The organism is Roseateles sp. AC306 (assembly GCF_979253795.1).
The window spans coordinates 1-17,104 of sequence record NZ_CEEDEB010000028.1; the positions used below are offsets into that span (position 1 = coordinate 1).

Annotated in this window: 11 protein-coding genes; 3 read left to right on the forward strand and 8 right to left on the reverse strand. The window is 66.4% G+C overall.

The window, feature by feature from the left end:
* Window positions 1-81: 81 nt before the first annotated feature.
* The 7 genes from AC0IZJ_RS27600 to AC0IZJ_RS27630 form a co-directional block, all read right to left on the reverse strand.
* A complete protein-coding gene (locus AC0IZJ_RS27600) occupies window positions 82-834 on the reverse strand; it encodes a uroporphyrinogen-III synthase (RefSeq protein WP_471855379.1) in 753 nt (250 codons plus the stop codon).
* Complete coding sequence (hemC, locus tag AC0IZJ_RS27605) at window positions 831-1,757, reverse strand: hydroxymethylbilane synthase (RefSeq protein ID WP_471855381.1); 927 nt, start codon at window positions 1,755-1,757, stop codon at window positions 831-833. The genes AC0IZJ_RS27600 and hemC overlap by 4 nt, the downstream gene beginning before the upstream one ends.
* 132 nt (window positions 1,758-1,889) lie before the next feature.
* Window positions 1,890-4,142 carry a DUF6445 family protein gene (locus AC0IZJ_RS27610; RefSeq protein ID WP_471855383.1) on the reverse strand — a complete coding sequence of 751 codons (2,253 nt, stop codon included), beginning with the start codon at window positions 4,140-4,142 and terminating at the stop codon, window positions 1,890-1,892.
* Window positions 4,139-5,122: a cupin-like domain-containing protein gene (locus tag AC0IZJ_RS27615; RefSeq protein ID WP_471855385.1), complete on the reverse strand. Its 984-nt coding sequence runs from the start codon at window positions 5,120-5,122 to the stop codon at window positions 4,139-4,141. The genes AC0IZJ_RS27610 and AC0IZJ_RS27615 overlap by 4 nt, the downstream gene beginning before the upstream one ends.
* A gap of 5 nt (window positions 5,123-5,127) precedes the next feature.
* Window positions 5,128-5,823, reverse strand: a complete 696-nt coding sequence (locus tag AC0IZJ_RS27620) for a SapC family protein (RefSeq protein ID WP_471855387.1) — start codon at window positions 5,821-5,823, stop codon at window positions 5,128-5,130.
* A 17-nt stretch (window positions 5,824-5,840) separates the two neighbouring features.
* The gene (locus tag AC0IZJ_RS27625) at window positions 5,841-7,388 is read right to left on the reverse strand and encodes a tryptophan halogenase family protein (RefSeq protein ID WP_471855388.1); all 1,548 of its coding nucleotides are present in this window, start codon (window positions 7,386-7,388) and stop codon (window positions 5,841-5,843) included.
* A 180-nt stretch (window positions 7,389-7,568) separates the two neighbouring features.
* On the reverse strand, window positions 7,569-10,655 hold the full coding sequence (locus AC0IZJ_RS27630) for a TonB-dependent receptor (RefSeq protein WP_471855390.1): 3,087 nt from the start codon (window positions 10,653-10,655) through the stop codon (window positions 7,569-7,571).
* Between the two features lie 816 nt (window positions 10,656-11,471).
* Between AC0IZJ_RS27630 and AC0IZJ_RS27635 the strand changes: the two genes are divergently transcribed.
* The 3 genes from AC0IZJ_RS27635 (at window position 11,472) to AC0IZJ_RS27645 (ending at window position 15,961) form a co-directional block, all read left to right on the forward strand.
* Window positions 11,472-11,684 (forward strand): hypothetical protein, encoded by a 213-nt coding sequence (locus tag AC0IZJ_RS27635; RefSeq protein ID WP_471855392.1) that lies wholly within the window; start codon window positions 11,472-11,474, stop codon window positions 11,682-11,684.
* A gap of 71 nt (window positions 11,685-11,755) precedes the next feature.
* Window positions 11,756-14,554, forward strand: a complete 2,799-nt coding sequence (gene ppc / locus AC0IZJ_RS27640; protein ID WP_471855393.1) for a phosphoenolpyruvate carboxylase — start codon at window positions 11,756-11,758, stop codon at window positions 14,552-14,554.
* Window positions 14,555-14,641: 87 nt separating this feature from the next.
* A complete protein-coding gene (locus AC0IZJ_RS27645; RefSeq protein WP_471855395.1) occupies window positions 14,642-15,961 on the forward strand; it encodes a GGDEF domain-containing protein in 1,320 nt (439 codons plus the stop codon).
* Here AC0IZJ_RS27645 and AC0IZJ_RS27650 read toward each other — a convergent pair.
* The gene (locus AC0IZJ_RS27650; RefSeq protein ID WP_471855397.1) at window positions 15,958-17,025 is read right to left on the reverse strand and encodes an outer membrane lipoprotein; all 1,068 of its coding nucleotides are present in this window, start codon (window positions 17,023-17,025) and stop codon (window positions 15,958-15,960) included. The two genes, AC0IZJ_RS27645 and AC0IZJ_RS27650, sit on opposite strands and share 4 nt — an antisense overlap.
* Window positions 17,026-17,104: the final 79 nt, after the last annotated feature.

Consider the following 17,104-nt stretch of genomic DNA (forward strand, 5'->3'; position numbering starts at 1 on the left):
GTGGGCGGGGGCGGCGGCGGGGCCGCGGGCTCGGCCGCGGGAACAACGGAAATCGGCTCGATCACAGTGCGGAGGATTCTGTCAGACGGTCTTCAGGGCCTGAGTCACCGCTTCAGGGTCCGGTCGCGCCAAAACCACAGGCGTGAAACCGGCGGTGCGGGCGGCATCGGCAATGCGCGGGTGGGTGGCGATGGCGCGCTGGCCGGCCAGTTGGCGGCCTTGCACATGGCCCACCAGATGGCCGACGGCCTCGGCGCTGCTGAACAGCCAGACGTGATCTTGCGGATGGGCCAGCACGGCGTCGAGCAGCGCCTGCTCGGTGGCGCTGAAACGCGGGCCGGCGCGGTGATAGACGGTGACGGCCTCGACGCTGGCGCCGGCCTCGGTCAGGCGCTCGGCCAGCCATTCGCGGCCGCCGTCGCCGCGCAGCAGCAGCACGCGGGCGCCGGCCCAACTGCGGCGGGGCGACAGCTGCTCCCAGAGATGTTCCGAGTCCAGGCTGGTCGCGTCGGCAGCGGGCTGGACGATGTGGGCCGCCGGCACGCCATGCGCGGCCAGGGCCTTTGCGCTGCCGGGGCCGACGCAGGCCGCCAGCGTGTGGGCGGGCCAGCTGCCGTCCGCGTGGGCAAAGAAGTGCTCGACGGCATTGGGGCTGACAAAGACCGCCAGGTCCACGGCCGGCAACCCAGCCCAGGCGGCGCGCACCGGAGCAGGGTCGCGGGCCGGCAGGATCTCGATCAGCGGCAACGCCTGGGCCTCAACGCCCAGATCGGCCAGCCGCGCCAGCCAGGCCGCGCACTGCGGGCGCGGGCGGGTGACGATCAGCGCGGTCATCCGGGCAGGTAGGAGCCGGCGCCCAGGTCGCGCAGACGCGCGGCGGCCTGCTGGCCGAGAGCGCGCGCGGTGGCCACGTCGCCCACTTCGGCGGCAACGCTGGTGTGCAGCAGCGGCGAGGTGTGCGCCTCGGCATGGCCCAGGGCGGCGTCCAGGCACAGCGTGGTGCCCTGCCAGCGCGCATGGGCCGCGAGCGGCAAGCTGCAGCTGCCGCCCAGGGCACGCGACACGGCGCGCTCCGCCTCGCAGGCGAGCTGGGTCGGCGGGTGGGCCAGCTTTGCGAGTTGCTCGCCGAGAGCGGAGTCATCTGAGCGGATCTCCAGGCCCAAGGCACCCTGCCCTGCGCACGGCAGCATCTGGTCGATCTCGAACAGCGCACGCACGCGGTGGGCGAGGCCCAGGCGTTTGAGTCCGGCAGCAGCCAGCACGATCGCGTGATAGCCGCCTTCGTCGAGCTTGCGCAGCCGCGTGTCGAGGTTGCCGCGCAGGGGCTCCACGCGCAGGTCGGGGCGCAGGCTCAGCAACTGGGTCACGCGGCGCAGGCTTGAGCTGCCAACAACGGCGCCCTGGGGCAGCTCGGCGACGGAGGCGAAATCATTGGAGACGAAGGCGTCGCGCGGGTCCTCGCGCTCCAGCACGGCAGCCAGCAGGAAGCCCTCGGGCAGCTCCATCGGCACGTCCTTGAGCGAGTGCACGGCCAACTGGGCACGGCCTTCGGCGAGGGCCGCTTCCAGCTCCTTCACGAACAAGCCCTTGCCGCCGATCTTGGACAAGGTGCGGTCGAGGATCTGGTCGCCGCGGGTCGTCATGCCCAGCAGCGTGGCCGTCAGGCCCAACTCGTTGGCGAGGCGAGCCTGCACATGCTCGGCCTGCCACAGCGCCAGGCGGCTCTCGCGCGTGGCGATGGTGATGGAAGTCGTCATGCCCTCGATTATCGAGGCCGTGGGGTCACGTCTTCCGGGCCGAGCGCCGGGCCGCTCCCAATGCCGGCCTCGTCCCCTCGGGGGACCGACCAGGCCCGCCCGCGTTCAGCGGCGCGAGACAGGCGAGGGGCCTCAGGCCATGCGGTTCTTGAAGAAGGCGTTGACGGTGAGGCGGCCCATGCCCGTCTGGTAGCCGGCCTGGGCTGCGGGCCAGTTGATGTCGCCGGTATGGAAGATGCTGCCGCTGTAGAAGATGGCACGGTTCCATTTGGCCGGCACGCGGCCGATGACCTCGAAGTAGCGGTTGCTCTCGGTCATGTAGCCCGGCGCGATGCCGTACCTGTCGCTGAAGGCACTGCCATCCAGCGTGTTGGAGTCGCGCATGAACTGGCGTGTTTCGACGTCGGACATCAGTGAGCGGAAGAACACGGTGCCGCCCAGCCGCTCGTCCTTGAACAGGTAGTGCACGGATGCGGAGATCACCTCGCCCGGCCCGATCGCCGAGTCGTCGCGGTGGCAGATGCGCTGGCGCGGGTCCAGCGTCGCGGCATCCTGCGTGACGCGCGAGAAACGGCCGAACATGCCCAGCCCGGGGCCGGCACCCAGCCGGGGGCGCAGGTGCTCGTCAAAGAAGGCGGCCAGCGGCCCGGCAACGCCGTCCGTCAAGCCCAGCAGCGGGCCCGGATAGGGATGGCCGGCCGCCTGCTGGAACTGACCGATCTGCGCTTCGGCGAGCGCTACAAGTGCGTCGGGGTCCAGCGCGAAGTCGTCGACCACATAGACCGTCGCACCGTTGGACAGCTGCACCGTCTCCAGGCGGGCGTTGGGATTGATTCGCAGCTCGGGGTCGACGGGCTTGTTCGTGGCCCGGTCGAGCTTGGGTGCGGGGCAAAAGCCGTCGATGAACTGCTGGTGCTTGGGCAGCTTCATCAGCGTGCGAGCCACGTCCTTGCGGATGTCCCCGAGGAACTCCGCCAGGCTGCGGTTGTCCATGTTGCGCGTGATGGGGTGGTGGCTGGCGGGCGTGATGCCCTGCCCCATCATGACCTGCACCCATGAGTTCTCGGCGAACAGCTCGCCCTGGTCGAGCATGATGCGCGCGGTGTCGCGGAAGTGCTGGATGCGGTGCTTCAGCAGCGGCGGCACCTCCATCTCACGGCAGTCGCGCCAGAAGGCCGAGTCGGTGCGGTTGTTGACGTGGTAGTGCAGGATGATGAAGTCGCGCACGACCTCGATCGCCTCCTGCGTCTGCCGGTTGTACTCGTCGATGTCGCTCTGACGCACGCCGTCGGTCGGGAACAGCTCGATCAGCCGGGTCAGGCCCTTCTGGATCAGGTGGATGCTGGTGGATTCGATAGGCTCCAGGAAGCCGCTGGCCAGGCCGATGGCGACGCAGTTTTTCTTCCAGACCTGCTCGCGCTGGCCCGGCGTGAACTTGATGACGCGCGGCTGGCGCAAAACCTCGCCCTCGATGTTGGCGAGCAGCGCCGCCTTGGCTTCGTCGTCGCTGATGTGCTTGCTGCTGAACACGACGCCGTTGCCGACGCGGTGCTGCAGCGGGATGCGCCACTGCCAGCCCCAAGGGCGGGCGATGGAGCGGGTGTAGGGCACCGGCTCGCCGACCAGCGTGGTCTGCACGGCCAGCGCGCTGTCGCAGGGCAGCCAGTGCGACCAGCTCTCGTAGGGCACACCCAGCGTCTCGCCGATGAGCAGCGCGCGCATGCCCGTGCAGTCGATGAAGAAGTCGCCTTCGACCAGCGCGCCGCCGTCGAGCTGAAGGCCGGTGATGTCACCGCTGGTAGCGTCGGTGTGGACCTTGGCAATCTTGCCTTCGATGCGCTCCACGCCGAGGTTTTCGGCAAAGCGGCGCAGGTATTGGCCGTACAGCGTCGCGTCGAAGTGGTAGGCGTAGTTGATGCCGTTGTCGGGCAGCAGCGCAAAGCGGTTGTCCAGGCCGGCGCGCAGCTCCAAACAGTAGTCGCCGTAATCGCTGGCCAGGCCACGCTTGCGGCCTTCCAGCCAGAAGTGGTGGAAGCCGGCCGTCCAGTGCCCCTTGCCGGTCTTGCCGAAGGAGTGGAAGTAGTTCTCGCCGACGTTGCGCCAGTTCTCGAAGCTGATGCCGAGCTTGAACGTGGCCTGCGTGGCCTGGATGAACTCGCGCTCGTCCAGGTCCAGGACCTCGTGCATCAGATGCAGCGTCGGGATCGTGGCCTCGCCGACACCGACGGTGCCGATCTCCTCGGACTCGACCAGACGGATGTCGTAGTGCTTGCCCAGGCATTTGGACAGGCCCGCGGCCACCATCCAGCCGGCAGTGCCGCCGCCGGCGATGACGACGCGACGGATGGGTTTGGGAGCGGTGGTCATGGTGGTGGAAGAGCTCATCGTTTGAGTCGGTTCTGCAGCATCGAACGCAGTTGGCGAGCCATGTGGTCGGTCATCGGCGCGAGGATGCCGCGCGCGGCGGGCGGGATGTGGGCCGCCGTCTGCTCATCGGCGTCGAAGACGTAGTGGTCGAACAGCGCGCGCCAGGCATCGCGCTGCGCCGGCGGGAGGTCACGCAGCGACAGCAGGGCCATCAACAGTGTGTTGATCGGCTCGTCCATGAAGGCCGGAGACCGCCGCCACCAGAAGTTGACGAGCGCACTGACGGGCTCCAGCGACTCCACGCCATGCCACCACTGGCTGGGGATGAAAAGCGCATCGCCTGGCAGCAACTCGAAGGTTTGCGCATGCTCGAGCGCTTGCGCGTAACGCGGGAAACGGACGAGGTCGGGATGCTCCTGGTCGACAAGGCTGATCGGCTGGCCGGCGGGCGTCAGGTCCAACGGGCCGATGTAGAGGTTGGCCACCTGCTCGGGCGGGAACAGCGTGAAGCGACGCCGGCCCGCGACGACACAGGCAAGGTTGTCCGGCAGGTCGAAATGCGTGGCCACCCGCATTCGGTTGCCGAGCCAGAGGCTGACGTGCGGTTGCAGGCCGGCGAGGACGTGCAGGTCGTTGTGCTCGCGCAGGCCGGGAAAGGCCCTGTCGACCTCCGTCGATCCGAGGTAGAGGGCGTCGGGCGTGCCGGCCAGCAATTCGTCCAGCAGCGCGCCAAAGGTCTGGACCTCGTGCTGGAAGTTGAAGCCGCTGAACTCGTCGTTGTAGAAGAACCGCCCGGCTATCTCCGGTGCACCGCGCCAGAGGGCCAGGCGCGTGTCGGCGCCGAAGCCGCGCAGGTAGTCGCAGAAGGCCGTGTCGGAGCGCTGCGCCGCCTGCACCAGCGGCCAGTGCTGCACGAGGCCACGCAGCAGCACGGGCTGGGTGGACTGGAGCACGTCGGCGGGGATCGCCTCGGCGCTCACGTCGCTGCGCTCCAACATCTTGCTTACGCCTCGCGGGCGAGGTGGCGCTTGATGAGCTTGGTGAAGTTGGACAGCGAAGCGATGGCCATGTAGATGGGCTGGAGGTAGTCGGCCTGGTGCAGCAGTCCCACCGTGCTGGTGTCCAGCGCGGCCAGGCGCTCCTCATGGATCATGTAGTAGCCCACCAACTGACCGCGCGAGCCGTCCGGGCGCTCGACGTCCAGCACGAAGGACTCCAGCAAGTCGTGCTTCACCAGCGTGTGGATGAACTCGGTCGTTGCCTGAAAACCCTCGTGCAGTGTGCGCAGCACGGAGTTCGCGTTCTCGGTGAAGTCGGTCGTGCCACCCTGGGGCAGGAACACGGCCTCGCCCTCGGCGCCCAGGCTGACGCGCCTGCTGTCCATGTCGACCATCATGCGCAGTTCGTCATCGGCGATGCCGATGGAGAACGGCAGGCGCTGCACGGACAGCGGCAGATAGTCGGCGTCCCAACCGTCTTCGGTGAGGAACAGGTTCTGTCCGTCCTGCAGGCCGAAAAGCGCTGTCGGCACGAAACCACCCTTGTCATCGCGCTGGAAGACGACCGGGTAATGCGCCTGGAGCTTGCGGAACTCGTCCACCGTGACGGGCGCCGACATGATGTCGTCTCCCCACTTTGCGCCGCGCTGGGTGATGACGCGCAGGTCCTTGTGCTGGATATTGTTGAGCAGTTGCAGCATGGGGTTTCGTCGAAGGGTCAGGCGGCCAGCGGCATGCCGTGGGCGCGGATGTGTTGGATGAGATCGCGGTGGCGGGGCATGGCACCCAACAACCGCCGGGTGATTGTCGTCACGTCCTTCAAACTGGCCTGGGCGGCGGCCAACCTGTCGGGACGCAACGCACGCGCCTCGGGCTCGAACTGCATGCCGTAGAGGACGTATTGGTAGCTCGCCGAGGGGAAGACCTCCTCGACGCGGTAGAAGTCATTGCGCGAAGGCGCGCGGTGGCGCCAGAGCTGCAGCAGTTCGCGCAGCGAGTCCGGCTGTGTGGCCGGCGCGCGGTGCTCGCGCCAGTAGTCGGCGTCGTCGCGGCGGCTCAGCACATAGTGCAGTTTCAGGAAGTCGATGATGCGCGACCAGCGGTAGGCGAAGGCATCGTTGAAGCGCCTGGCGACAAGGTCCATGTCGGCCCGGTTGGCTGGCATCTCGTCGCGGATGAAGGCTGCGGACAGCTCCACCAGCGCCAGCGCCGACGCCTCCAGCGGCTCGATGAAACCCGCAGACAAGCCGACAGCGACGCAGTTGCGGTGCCAGAACTGCTTGCGGTAGCCCGGGCTGAAGCGCAGTCGGCGCGGCACTGCATCGCCGAGCGACAGCCCGTTGCGCTGCAGGTGGCCCAGCAGCGCGCGTTCGGCGGCGGCGTCGTCCGTATGGCTGCTGGAAAACACCAGGCCGATGCCCCGCCGCGTGGGCAGGCCGATGTCCCAGGTCCAGCCCTCGGCATGCGCGGTGGAGATGGTCGCGGAGGCCAGTGGCGCCTGCGCATCGGCATGCGGCACCTGCACGGCCAGCGCGCTGTCGTTGAAGAGCACGCCCTTCTCCGAGCGCAGGCCGACGCCGTAATGCTGGCCCAGCAGCAAGCTGGCCAGGCCCGAGCAGTCGATGAAGAGGTCGCCCGCGATGTCGCCATGCTGGCGGGTCGTCAGCGCCGCGATGTCGCCGTTCTCGTGCGAACGCACGGCGGTGAAATGGTCGACGACGTGGCGCACGCCGAGCTTCGTCGTGGCGTGCCGCTGCAGCAGGTGGCCAAGCTTGACGGCATCGAAGTGGTAGCCGTAGTTCATGGCGCCGCCGAAGTCGGGCGCCGTCGTCTGCTTGGGCGCCAGGTGCGCGTTGCACAGATGCGGCTGCGCGCCGACGCTTTCGGCAAAGCCTTGTTCGCGGCCGCCCTGTAGCCATGCGCCGCCCAGATCTACCTCGCCGTACCCGTGAGGCAGCGTGAACGGGTGGTAATAACGGTCGCCCGCGCCCCCATGCAGCCAGCCGTCGAAACAGGAGCCCTGCTTGAAGGACGCATCGCATTCGCGGATCAGGTCGACTTCGCTCAGACCGATGCGATGAAGCGTGGCCCGCATCGTCGGCCAGGTGCCCTCGCCCACGCCGATGGAAGGCACATCGGGCGACTCGATCAGCGTGATCTGCAGCGCATCGGGGGCATCACCACCCAACTCGGCAGCCAGCGTCGCGGCGGTCAACCAGCCGGCCGACCCACCACCCAATACGACGATACGTCGAACCGCTGTCATCAAATCGGAATTCATCCCGGAGAAGTATGGCCGCGCGTGCGCCAGGGCGCGCCGCGAAGGCCGAGGAATTCTGCAAAGAAATTTGGCCGGAGCAGGCGTTTGCGCGCCCGCTCCGGCCAAGGTTGACCACTCAGCAAACCGCCCGACGAGGCGCGGTTAACGGGTGGCAGCGCTCATCGCTCAGAAGCGATAGCGAGCACCGATCAGGTAGCGACGGCCGGTCTGCATCACCGAATTCACTTGGTCCTTTGTGCGGCCGTGCTGGCGGATATAGCCGTCGTTCAGATTCAGCAGGTCGGCCTGCAGCGTCAGGTTCTTGCCGATCTTGAAGCCGATGGAAGCATCCACTTGGCCATACGCTTCGGTGTACACCGGGTTGTTACCGCCGCCATCGCTACGGCGTGCAAGGAACTCATCACGCCAGTTGTAGGCGGCGCGAATCGACCACACGTCGTTTTCGTAGAAGCCCACCAGGTTCGCGGAATCGCTGATGCCGAGCAACGGGGATTGCTGTGCATTGCTGTCACCGTTGTTGTTGAACTTCAGGCCGCTCTTCACCATGGTGTAGTTGCCCGAAACACCGAAGCCACTGTTGCCGAACATGTGCTGGAAGTTGAATTCCAGGCCCTTGATGTTGTCGCCGGCGGCATTGGCGAAGCTGGTGATGTTGAACTGAAGCGGCTGGGTGCCCGGAACCGAGCCCAGGATGTTGCCCTGGTTCAAGGCGGCATTCGTGACCGTGACACCCGGCTGGCCGGCGTAGTTGTCGAAGATGTACTTCCGGATCAGGTCCGGCCGGTCAGAAGCAATGCCGGAGGCCAGTGCAGCTTGGTAGTACGTGCCGCTTGCCGGCTGGTTCAAGCCCGTGAAAGTCTGCTGAACGACGGTCGCGGTGATGAAGTCGCTCACCTTCTTGTAGAAGGCACCGAGCGCCACATAGGACGACTTGGCGTAGTAATACTCAGCCGAAAGATCCAGGTTCTTGGACTTCAGCGGCTTCAACGCCGGATCGCCAGCCGAACCCGCCCCCGGGACGTTGTAGCGAGCCGAGTCGGCGTTCAGCGCCGTGCCGCCGAGCATCTGGTCGAAGCCAGGTCGACCGATGTTCACGCCGAAGCTTGCACGCACCTTGAGGTTGTCGGCCAAATCAGCGTCCCAGTCGATGCTCGGGAGCCAGTACGTGTACTTGCCAGACTTGGTTCCGAAGGTGCTGGTGCCGCCCGTCAGCCTCACTTCATTCTGGGCATACCAGTCTGTGCCCGTGTAGGCAGTGACTTGGGAGGACGATTCGACCTTGGTGCTTTCGTACCGCAGGCCAACCGACAGATTCATCGGAATGGTCGTGTCGAAGGAGTGATCCCACTGACCGTAGGCCGACGTGGACTTTTCCGTCGTACGCCAGTCGCTGGCACCAGGTTGGCTGAAGTCGGCGGGGGCCGCGAAATATGCTTCAGCGACGGCCTTCGACATTGGCACGTTGCCAGTGCTCGAGGAGCCGAATTGCATCGCATTGGCGACCGCCTGCTTGCGCTGAGCCTCGAAATCCTGCGCGAAGAACGTCGGGTACAGACGCGGATCGTCGTGCCCCGGGATGCGGTTGAACAAGCCGCCCAAACTATATTGACCAACGGCCAGGTTCTTGAACCCGCCCGCAGGGCCGATACCGCTCCAGTCGCCGTGGAAATTGTTGGCACTGGCAGCGCGGTTTTTCAGGTTGGTGAAACCCAGGCCGACAAGCAGCTTGTCGTCAGCGCTCAGGCGGTAGGTGCCGCGCAGGTTTGCCTGGTCGACCGTTTGATCAGACAGGTTGTTGTAGAACTGCGAACCCGTCACATTCGTCTTGGTAGGGTCGTAGACCATCCCCTTCGACTCCATGATCGGGAGGTCTTTGTCGTAATAGGCGGTCGTATTGCCTTGGGTGAACAGCGCCAGCGACATGGTCGCGTAAGTGCCGTACGGGCTGTCCGGAGTGGTCTTGGACTTGGAGGAGTGCACATCCAGATCGAAGCTCAGGGCGTCGCTGACCTTCCAGGCCGCATTGAAGCCGGTGGAGTTCAGCTTGGTCTTCTGAGCGAACTGGCCGGCGTTCAAGCTGTAGTCGTGCGTGCCGTCCCAAGTGGCGGTCTGGATGATCGGCGTCGCCACCGGGCCGGCCGTGAATGTCGACGCAGGCGAGGTGTTCAGCGCGCCAGAGAACGAAGGACCGAACCAGGCCGAGTTCTCGAGGTTCTTCGACTTGACCGTATTAACGGCCATCGTGTAATCGACCGTGAACTTCAGTTCCTTCGTCGGGGCGAACTGCAACACCGCTTGGCCGTTCAGGCGTTCGCGTTCTAGACCCGTCACGGAATAACGCATGTCATTCGTGTGGGTGTAGTAGCCGCTCGTGGGAGGGTTCTTGAGGCCGGCGATCAGACCAGAGAACGTCCCGTTGGCGTTGGGGGACTTGGCGAACGCGCCCGTCGGGTTGTTCCAAGCCTCGGAAAGCCACCCATTCTGGGTGTAGGCGTTGTTGGACCCCGAACTGCGCTTGGAGTAGCTGCCGCTGATCGCGATGCCCAGCGTCCGGTTGCCGAAGGTGTCGCTGTAGATGCCGGAGATTTCAGGCGTGACCTTGTCGCCCTTGATCTCACTGGGCAAACGCGAAACCGAGCCGTCGTAATTGGCCTTGACGCCGATGCTGGCGATGCGCTCGCGCACATCGAGCGGGCGCGCCGTTTTGACGTTGATCGTGGCGCCGATGCCGCCGGTAGGCGATTCGGCGCGCGCGGTCTTGTAGACCTCCAGGGCGGAGATCGAATCCGACGAAAGGTTCGCGAAGTCGAATGCACGCGAGCCGCTGGCGCCGTTGTTCAACTGGTTGATGACGGACGTCGGCATTTGACGACCGTTCAGCAGCACCATGTTGAAGTCAGGGCCAACGCCACGAACCGTGACGCGAGAACCTTCGCCGCTGGCGTTGCGGTCGATGGACACGCCGGCGATGCGCTGCATCGATTCGGCGAGATTGGTGTCCGGGAACTTGCCGATGTCTTCAGCAACGATGCCGTCCACCAGGCCGCGCGATTCGCGCTTCAGGGTGACAGCGCTGTCAAGGGACTTGCGAATGCCCGTGATGACGACGGTTTCCAGCTGGCTGGTATCAGCCTGCTGGGCTTGGACAGCGCCAGCAGCAGACAACAGTGCGAGCGTGGACGCCCATGCGACGGGATGAAGCCGCGCCCGCGAAGTTTGGCGGCGGGTTTTGGAAATCTGGGGGTGTTTCATTTGTCTCCTTGCTTGCTTTGGCCCAAGGCTGAGCCGATTGACGACGTCTTGCGTGGCCTGTTGGTATCAGGATTGTTAGCGTTAACAAACAGCCACTGGCTAAGCTGCCACTTCAAACGCGTGACGTACTGTATTTTTTCGCCCTACCCGGTTCTGCTGGGGTTTACGCCAGAGTGCCCAGTGGTTTCGCGCAATACGCAACACCCTCTGGCGCGCTCAATGCCCGGTGTAACAGAGCACAAAAACGTGCATCGTTTCACACAATCCGCATAAACATGGTAGCGATCTCATACGCCTCAGCGCAGATCGAACGCGAACGTCTCGGCCTGAAATAGACAACGCTGTCAACGATAGTCGATTCTGCTGGGCCTTGCAATCGGGTTTGTCAGGCGCACCCTGTGTTGGCTAAAACGCAACGTCAAGGGCAATCACCAGGGCGACACCAACCCGACAAGTTTTCGGCACGCCATAGGGATGCACTTTCGGTAGCAGCGGGCACCGCCGATACCGGGTATCTACCTGACACCCCTAAAGCGCAAATCCGCCCGTGACAGCCGTCTCGTGCCGTGCTCCACACGCGCCCTCTTCACCGACTGCACGGGACGTGCTGCCAACCGCCGGCGAGGTCATGCGCGACATCGGCTTCTTCAACTGCGGCCTGCGCCCGAGCCGACCTTTGTGGCCAGTTCCGCGCACCTCGCTGCGCAACGTCGCCGTCACTGCGCCGTACTTCCACAACGTGAGCTTCGCCACGCTCGAAGACGCCGTCGCCTTCCACGCGACGCGCGACCTCGACCCACCTGCCTGCACCCCGTCATGGTCGGACGCGTCCAGGTCTGCAACCACTTGCCGGTCGTCAACCGCGCCAATGTGGAGCAAGGCGCACTCTTCCGGCGCGCCGGCCTGGCGCCGGCGCTCACGCCGCAGGACGCTATCGATGTCGCCGCCTTCCTGAACCCACTGACCGACGGTCTTGCGACCACCCCTGGAGGCGCAACAGGCCGGCGATCAGAGGGCCCGCTGCCATGAAGAAACTGCTAGAGTGACATTTAGGTAACTTCGTTACCTTTTTGATTGTCAATCTTCCCGGACGACCCGCCATGCCCCCAAGAGCCGCTGCTGCCCGCCCCGAAATCGACAAGAAGGCCGACAAGGACGAACCACTGGTTGCGGACATCCGGCTGCTTGGCCGCATCCTCGGCGATGTCATCCGCGAGCAGGAGGGCCGCGAGGCCTACGAACTGGTTGAGCGCATCCGCCAGCTGGCGGTGGCCTACCGCCACAAGCACGACAAGGAAGCCGGCAAGCGTTTCGACAAGCTGCTCAAGAGTCTGTCGGCCGACCAGGCCGTCAGCGTTATCCGCGCCTTCAGCTATTTCTCGCACCTGGCCAACATCGCCGAGGACCGCCACCACATCCGGCGCCGCGACGTGCACGAGCGTGCCGGCAGCCTGCAGCCCGGTTCGCTGGCCTACTGCCTGGAGCACCTGCACGAAGCCGGCATCCGCCCGACCGAGATCGGCGAAGTGCTGCAACGCGGCTTCATCTCGCCGGTGCTGACCGCCCATCCGACCGAAGTGCAGCGCAAGAGCATCCTGGACGCCGAGCGCGCCGTGGCCGGCCTGCTGGAAGCGCGCGACCGCGCCAGCACTGAACGCGAGCTGCGCGACACCGAGGCGCTGCTGCGCGCCCGCATCACCCAGCTCTGGCAGACGCGCATGCTGCGCTACTCCAAGCTGACGGTCTCGGACGAGATCGAGAACGCACTGTCCTACTACCAGTCCACTTTCCTGCGCCAGATCCCCAAGCTCTATGCCGAGCTGGAAGAGCATCTGCCGGGCCAGACGCTGCCCAGCTTCCTGCGCATGGGCCACTGGATAGGCGGCGACCGAGACGGCAACCCCAACGTGGGCGCCGCCACACTGAAACGCGCTATGCAGCGCCAGGGCGAGGTGGCGCTGCGCCACTACCTGACCGAGCTGCACGAGCTGGGCGCCGAGCTGTCCATCTCGCTGCGCCTGACCGGCGTATCAGCCGAGATGCAGGCCCTGGCCGAGCGCAGCCCCGATCAGAACGCCCATCGCCTGGACGAGCCCTACCGCCGTGCGTTGACCGGCATGTACGCTCGCCTGGCCGCCACGCTGCACGCCTTGACTGGCACCGAGGCGCTGCGCCACGCCGTCGCGCCGCAGAACGCCTACGCCTCGCCTGATGACCTGCTGGCCGACCTGCGCGTCATCGAAGCCTCGTTGAAGAGCCACCACGCCGAGGCCCTGATCGCGCCGCGCCTCAGCCCGCTGATCCGCGCCGTGCAGGTGTTCGGCTTCCATCTCGCCACGCTGGACCTGCGCCAGAGCAGCGACCAGCACGAGCTGGTGCTGGCCGAGCTGCTGACCGTCGCGCGCATCGAATCCGACTACTCGGCCCTCGACGAGGCCGCCAAGCGCGAGCTGCTGCTCAAGCTGCTCAACGACGCCCGCCCGCTGCGCGTCATCGGCGCCAACTACAGCGACAAGGCCAAGTTCGAACTCGCCACCTTCGAAGCCGGTCGCGAGGCGCTGGCCAGCTTCGGCCGCGAGGCGCTGCGCCACTACATCATTTCGCACACCGAGTCGGTCAGCGACCTGCTGGAAGTGGCTCTGCTCCTGAAGGAGACCGGCCTGCTGCGCGGCGTGCTGTCCGAGTACGCGGTCAGCGACCTCATCATCGTGCCGCTGTTCGAGACCATCGGCGACCTGCGCGTCGCGCCGGACATCATGCGCGAGTTCTACGCCCTGCCCGGCGTGCGCGGCCTCGTCGACCGCTCTGGCGGCGAGCAGGACATCATGCTGGGCTACTCGGACAGCAACAAGGACGGCGGCATGTTCACGTCGTCCTGGGAGCTGTACCGCGCCGAGATCGCGCTGGTCGAGCTGTTCGACCAGCTCAAGCGCGTCGGCCCCATCACGCTGCGCCTGTTCCACGGCCGCGGCGGCACCGTCGGCCGCGGCGGCGGCCCGAGCTACCAGGCCATCCTGGCCCAGCCCCCAGGCACCGTGAACGGCCAGATCCGCCTGACCGAACAGGGCGAAGTCATCGCCTCCAAGTACGCCCACCCCGAGATCGGCCGGCGCAACCTGGAAACGCTGGTGGCGGCCACGCTGGAGGCCACGCTGCTGCACCCGACGCAGAGCGCGCCCAAGGGCTTCCTGCAGGCTGCGCAGGCGCTGTCGGACGCGAGCTTCGAGGCCTACCGCAAGCTGGTCTACGGCACGCCTGGCTTCGCCGACTACTTCTTTGCGAGCACGCCCATCCGCGAGATCGCCGAGCTGAACATCGGCTCGCGCCCGGCCTCGCGCAAGGCCACGCGCGCCATTGAAGACCTGCGCGCCATTCCCTGGGGCTTCTCCTGGGGCCAGGCGCGCGTGGCGCTGCCGGGCTGGTGCGGCTTCGGCTCGGGCGTGGAGGCCTTCCTTGGTGAGGAGCCCGCCCAGCGTGCCAAGAACCTGGTCCTGCTCAAGCGCATGCTCAAGGGCTGGCCCTTCTTCCGCGCCGTGTTGTCCAACCTCGACATGGTGCTGGCCAAGACCGACCTCGCCCTGGCCGAACGCTATGTCGAGCTGGTGGAAGACAAGAAGCTGGGCAAGCGCATCTTCGCGGCCATCCGCGAGGAGTTCGACCGCACGCGCGCCGCGCTCAGCCTCATCACCGGCGACGACAAGCGCCTGGCGGCCAACCCGTCGCTGGCGCGCTCCATCGAGCACCGCTTTCCCTACATCGACCCGCTCAACCACCTGCAGGTCGAGCTGATGCGCCGCTACCGCCATATCTCGGCGGACGACCCGGCCATGGAACGCGTGCAGCGCGGCATCCACCTGTCCATCAACGGCATCGCGGCGGGGCTGCGCAACACGGGTTGAACGGCGCAGCCCGTTCGCGGTAGCAAGTCGCGGCGCGGGCGGGCAAAACGTGCCCCTGCCCTATGCCGCCGAGGCTAGAGTGCCGGGATGGAGTTCAGGTTCAAGTGGCGCTTTGAGTACAGCCTGCTGCTGATGCTGCTGCTGAGCGTGGCGGCGGTGCGGTTCTCTGACGACCTGCTGCAGCAGGTCCGGGTCATCACCCCCGACGGGCCGGTTCTGGTCGAGCCGATGTCCGACGTCAAGAACAACGGCGGCAACAGCGAAACGCGTCGCGGGCCCGGCAAGGGCTTCGAGCTGCTGTGCACGCTGCATGAGCGCTTCCGCTATCCCTTCTGCGGCATCGCGCTGCGTTTCGATCCGCAGCTTGTCAAGGGCGTGGACCTCAGCGAGGTGCGCCGCATGCGCCTGTGGATGGACTACGAAGGCCCCGCCAACACCTTCAAGGTGCAGTTGCGCAACGCCAGCCCGGCCTACGGCATTCCGCAGTCCCAGGAAGAAGGCGCCAAGTACAACCACATCGAGATCAACACCGCGTCACTGCAGGGCGGCATGGTGGAGATGGACCTGCGCAACTTCGTCGTGGCCAACTGGTGGATGCAGCAGTTCCACATCGCGCCTCAATTCGGCCGGCCGCAGTTCGACAACATCGTCACGCTCGAGATCACGACCGGCACTGAGGCGCCGCTCGGTGACTACCGCTTGGTGCTGAAGAAGGTCGAATACGACGTGCAGTACCTGTCCACCGAGCGCTGGTATCTCATCATCATGAGCATCTGGCTGGCACTGGCGCTGCTCTATCTGTTCATGCGCCTGGTGCGGCTTCAGACCGTCGTGCGCCAGCAGCGCCAGGAATCGCAGGAGCTTCTGGAGATCAACCGCGCGCTGGATGTGCGGAGCCAGGAACTCGTGCAGATGGCGACGACCGACGCGCTCACCGGCGCGTTCAACCGCAAGGGGCTTGAAGATGTGCTGCAGCAAGCACTGGGCGACTGGCGCAAGCATCAGCATCCGCTCGGGCTGGTGCTGATCGACATCGACCACTTCAAGGCCGTCAACGACACCCACGGCCACCAGGCCGGCGACCGCGTGCTGGCCGGCCTGGCGGAACTGGTGCGCCAGCATGTGCGCGGCCAGGACCTGCTGGGCCGCTGGGGCGGCGAAGAGTTCCTGCTCGTCTGCCGGGACACCCAACTGCCCCAGGCCCTGGCCATCGCCGAGAAGCTGCGCGCCCTGGTGGCGGGTCATCGCTTCCCGGGCGACCTGCGCATCACCGCCAGCTTCGGCGTGGCGGCGATGGACAGCGAGCGGCCGCTGGACCAGGTCTTTGCGGCCGCCGATGCGGCGCTGTACCGCGCCAAGGCGGGTGGCCGCAACTGCGTGGTGGCGGAAGAAAAGCCGGCTGGCTAGCGCAGCAGTTCCAGCGTCTCGCCCGCGACGCGCACCCGGTCACCCACGCGCAGGTTCGGCGCCTCTCCATAGACGACGCTGCGCTGCTGGCCGTCGTTCATGCGCACCACCACCTCGTACTGCGTGCGCTGGTTGTTGCGCCGCTGTATCTCGCGGCCCAGCAGCGCGCCGCCCACGGCACCCGCCACGCGCGCGGCCGTGCGGCCATCACCCTTGCCGATCTGATTGCCCACCACGGCGCCCAGCACACCGCCGGCCACCGTGCCCAGCACCTTGCCCTCGCCGTCGACAACGACCTCGTTCACCGCCTGCACCGTGGCGCAGTCCGGGCATCTGTCATAGCCGGCGCGGCGGGCGCGCAGGTCCACGCCGTTGTAGGCGTTCGCCACGCGGCTCTGCGCCGAGCGGTTGCCGATGCGCAGCTGAGCCACCAACGGCTGTTCGGTATCCACCCAGGCGCCCTGCGGCAGCACGTAGGTGCCCGAGTACTCGCCCGGCCGCACTTCGTCCAGCACGACGTTGCGGGCCTCGCTGCCCTGCAGCTGCACCGATGCATGGCCGCCCGGCGACCCGCGCAGCGTGTAGCGCAAGGCTTCGGCGCGCCCACGGCCCCCCTCTCGCGCCACGCTGACCGACTGGATTTCCGGCAGCGCCGCCTCGCCCGGCACCGGCCAGCCCGATTGCAGTGCCTCGCCCAGCATCGCCGTCGCCACGCGGTTGCCCTGGCGCAGATTGGCGTGCACACGCGACTCCTGACCGATGCGATCGGAACGGCCCACGACATAGCTGCCCTGGTAGCGCCCTGCCGTTGTCTCATCCAGCCGCACCTGGCGCCGGCTGCCGTCAATCTGCAGCAGCACCGAAGCGCCCGGCGTGCCCCACACCGTGAAGTTCAGTTCAGCGCCCGGCTCAAGCCGGTCCACCTGTTCCACGTCGAAGCCGGTCACGCGCAGCGTCGTCGCCTGGGTGGTGCGCTGAGGCGTTGCGGCTTCGACCGAAACGGGTGAGCCGGTTACCAGCGCACAGACGAGCGCTACCGAGGAAAATTGCATGGCGTGCTTCATGGCGCGCTCCTTGGTTTTGAGGAGACCCAGCGTGGCCGACAACCGGCTGCGCAGATATCGGCCCAAGGCCAGCCCTGCG

What these genes read in the sequence shown, in the direction of transcription:
- AC0IZJ_RS27600 (WP_471855379.1), bottom strand. Translation starts at nt 834, where the DNA reads ATGACCGCGCTGATCGTCACCCGCCCGCGCCCGCAGTGCGCGGCCTGG.
- hemC (WP_471855381.1), bottom strand. Translation starts at nt 1,757, where the DNA reads ATGACGACTTCCATCACCATCGCCACGCGCGAGAGCCGCCTGGCGCTG.
- AC0IZJ_RS27610 (WP_471855383.1), bottom strand. Translation starts at nt 4,142, where the DNA reads ATGAGCTCTTCCACCACCATGACCACCGCTCCCAAACCCATCCGTCGC.
- AC0IZJ_RS27615 (WP_471855385.1), bottom strand. Translation starts at nt 5,122, where the DNA reads ATGTTGGAGCGCAGCGACGTGAGCGCCGAGGCGATCCCCGCCGACGTG.
- AC0IZJ_RS27620 (WP_471855387.1), bottom strand. Translation starts at nt 5,823, where the DNA reads ATGCTGCAACTGCTCAACAATATCCAGCACAAGGACCTGCGCGTCATC.
- AC0IZJ_RS27625 (WP_471855388.1), bottom strand. Translation starts at nt 7,388, where the DNA reads ATGACAGCGGTTCGACGTATCGTCGTATTGGGTGGTGGGTCGGCCGGC.
- AC0IZJ_RS27630 (WP_471855390.1), bottom strand. Translation starts at nt 10,655, where the DNA reads ATGAAACACCCCCAGATTTCCAAAACCCGCCGCCAAACTTCGCGGGCG.
- AC0IZJ_RS27635 (WP_471855392.1), top strand. Translation starts at nt 11,472, where the DNA reads ATGGTCGGACGCGTCCAGGTCTGCAACCACTTGCCGGTCGTCAACCGC.
- ppc (WP_471855393.1), top strand. Translation starts at nt 11,756, where the DNA reads ATGCCCCCAAGAGCCGCTGCTGCCCGCCCCGAAATCGACAAGAAGGCC.
- AC0IZJ_RS27645 (WP_471855395.1), top strand. Translation starts at nt 14,642, where the DNA reads ATGGAGTTCAGGTTCAAGTGGCGCTTTGAGTACAGCCTGCTGCTGATG.
- AC0IZJ_RS27650 (WP_471855397.1), bottom strand. Translation starts at nt 17,025, where the DNA reads ATGAAGCACGCCATGCAATTTTCCTCGGTAGCGCTCGTCTGTGCGCTG.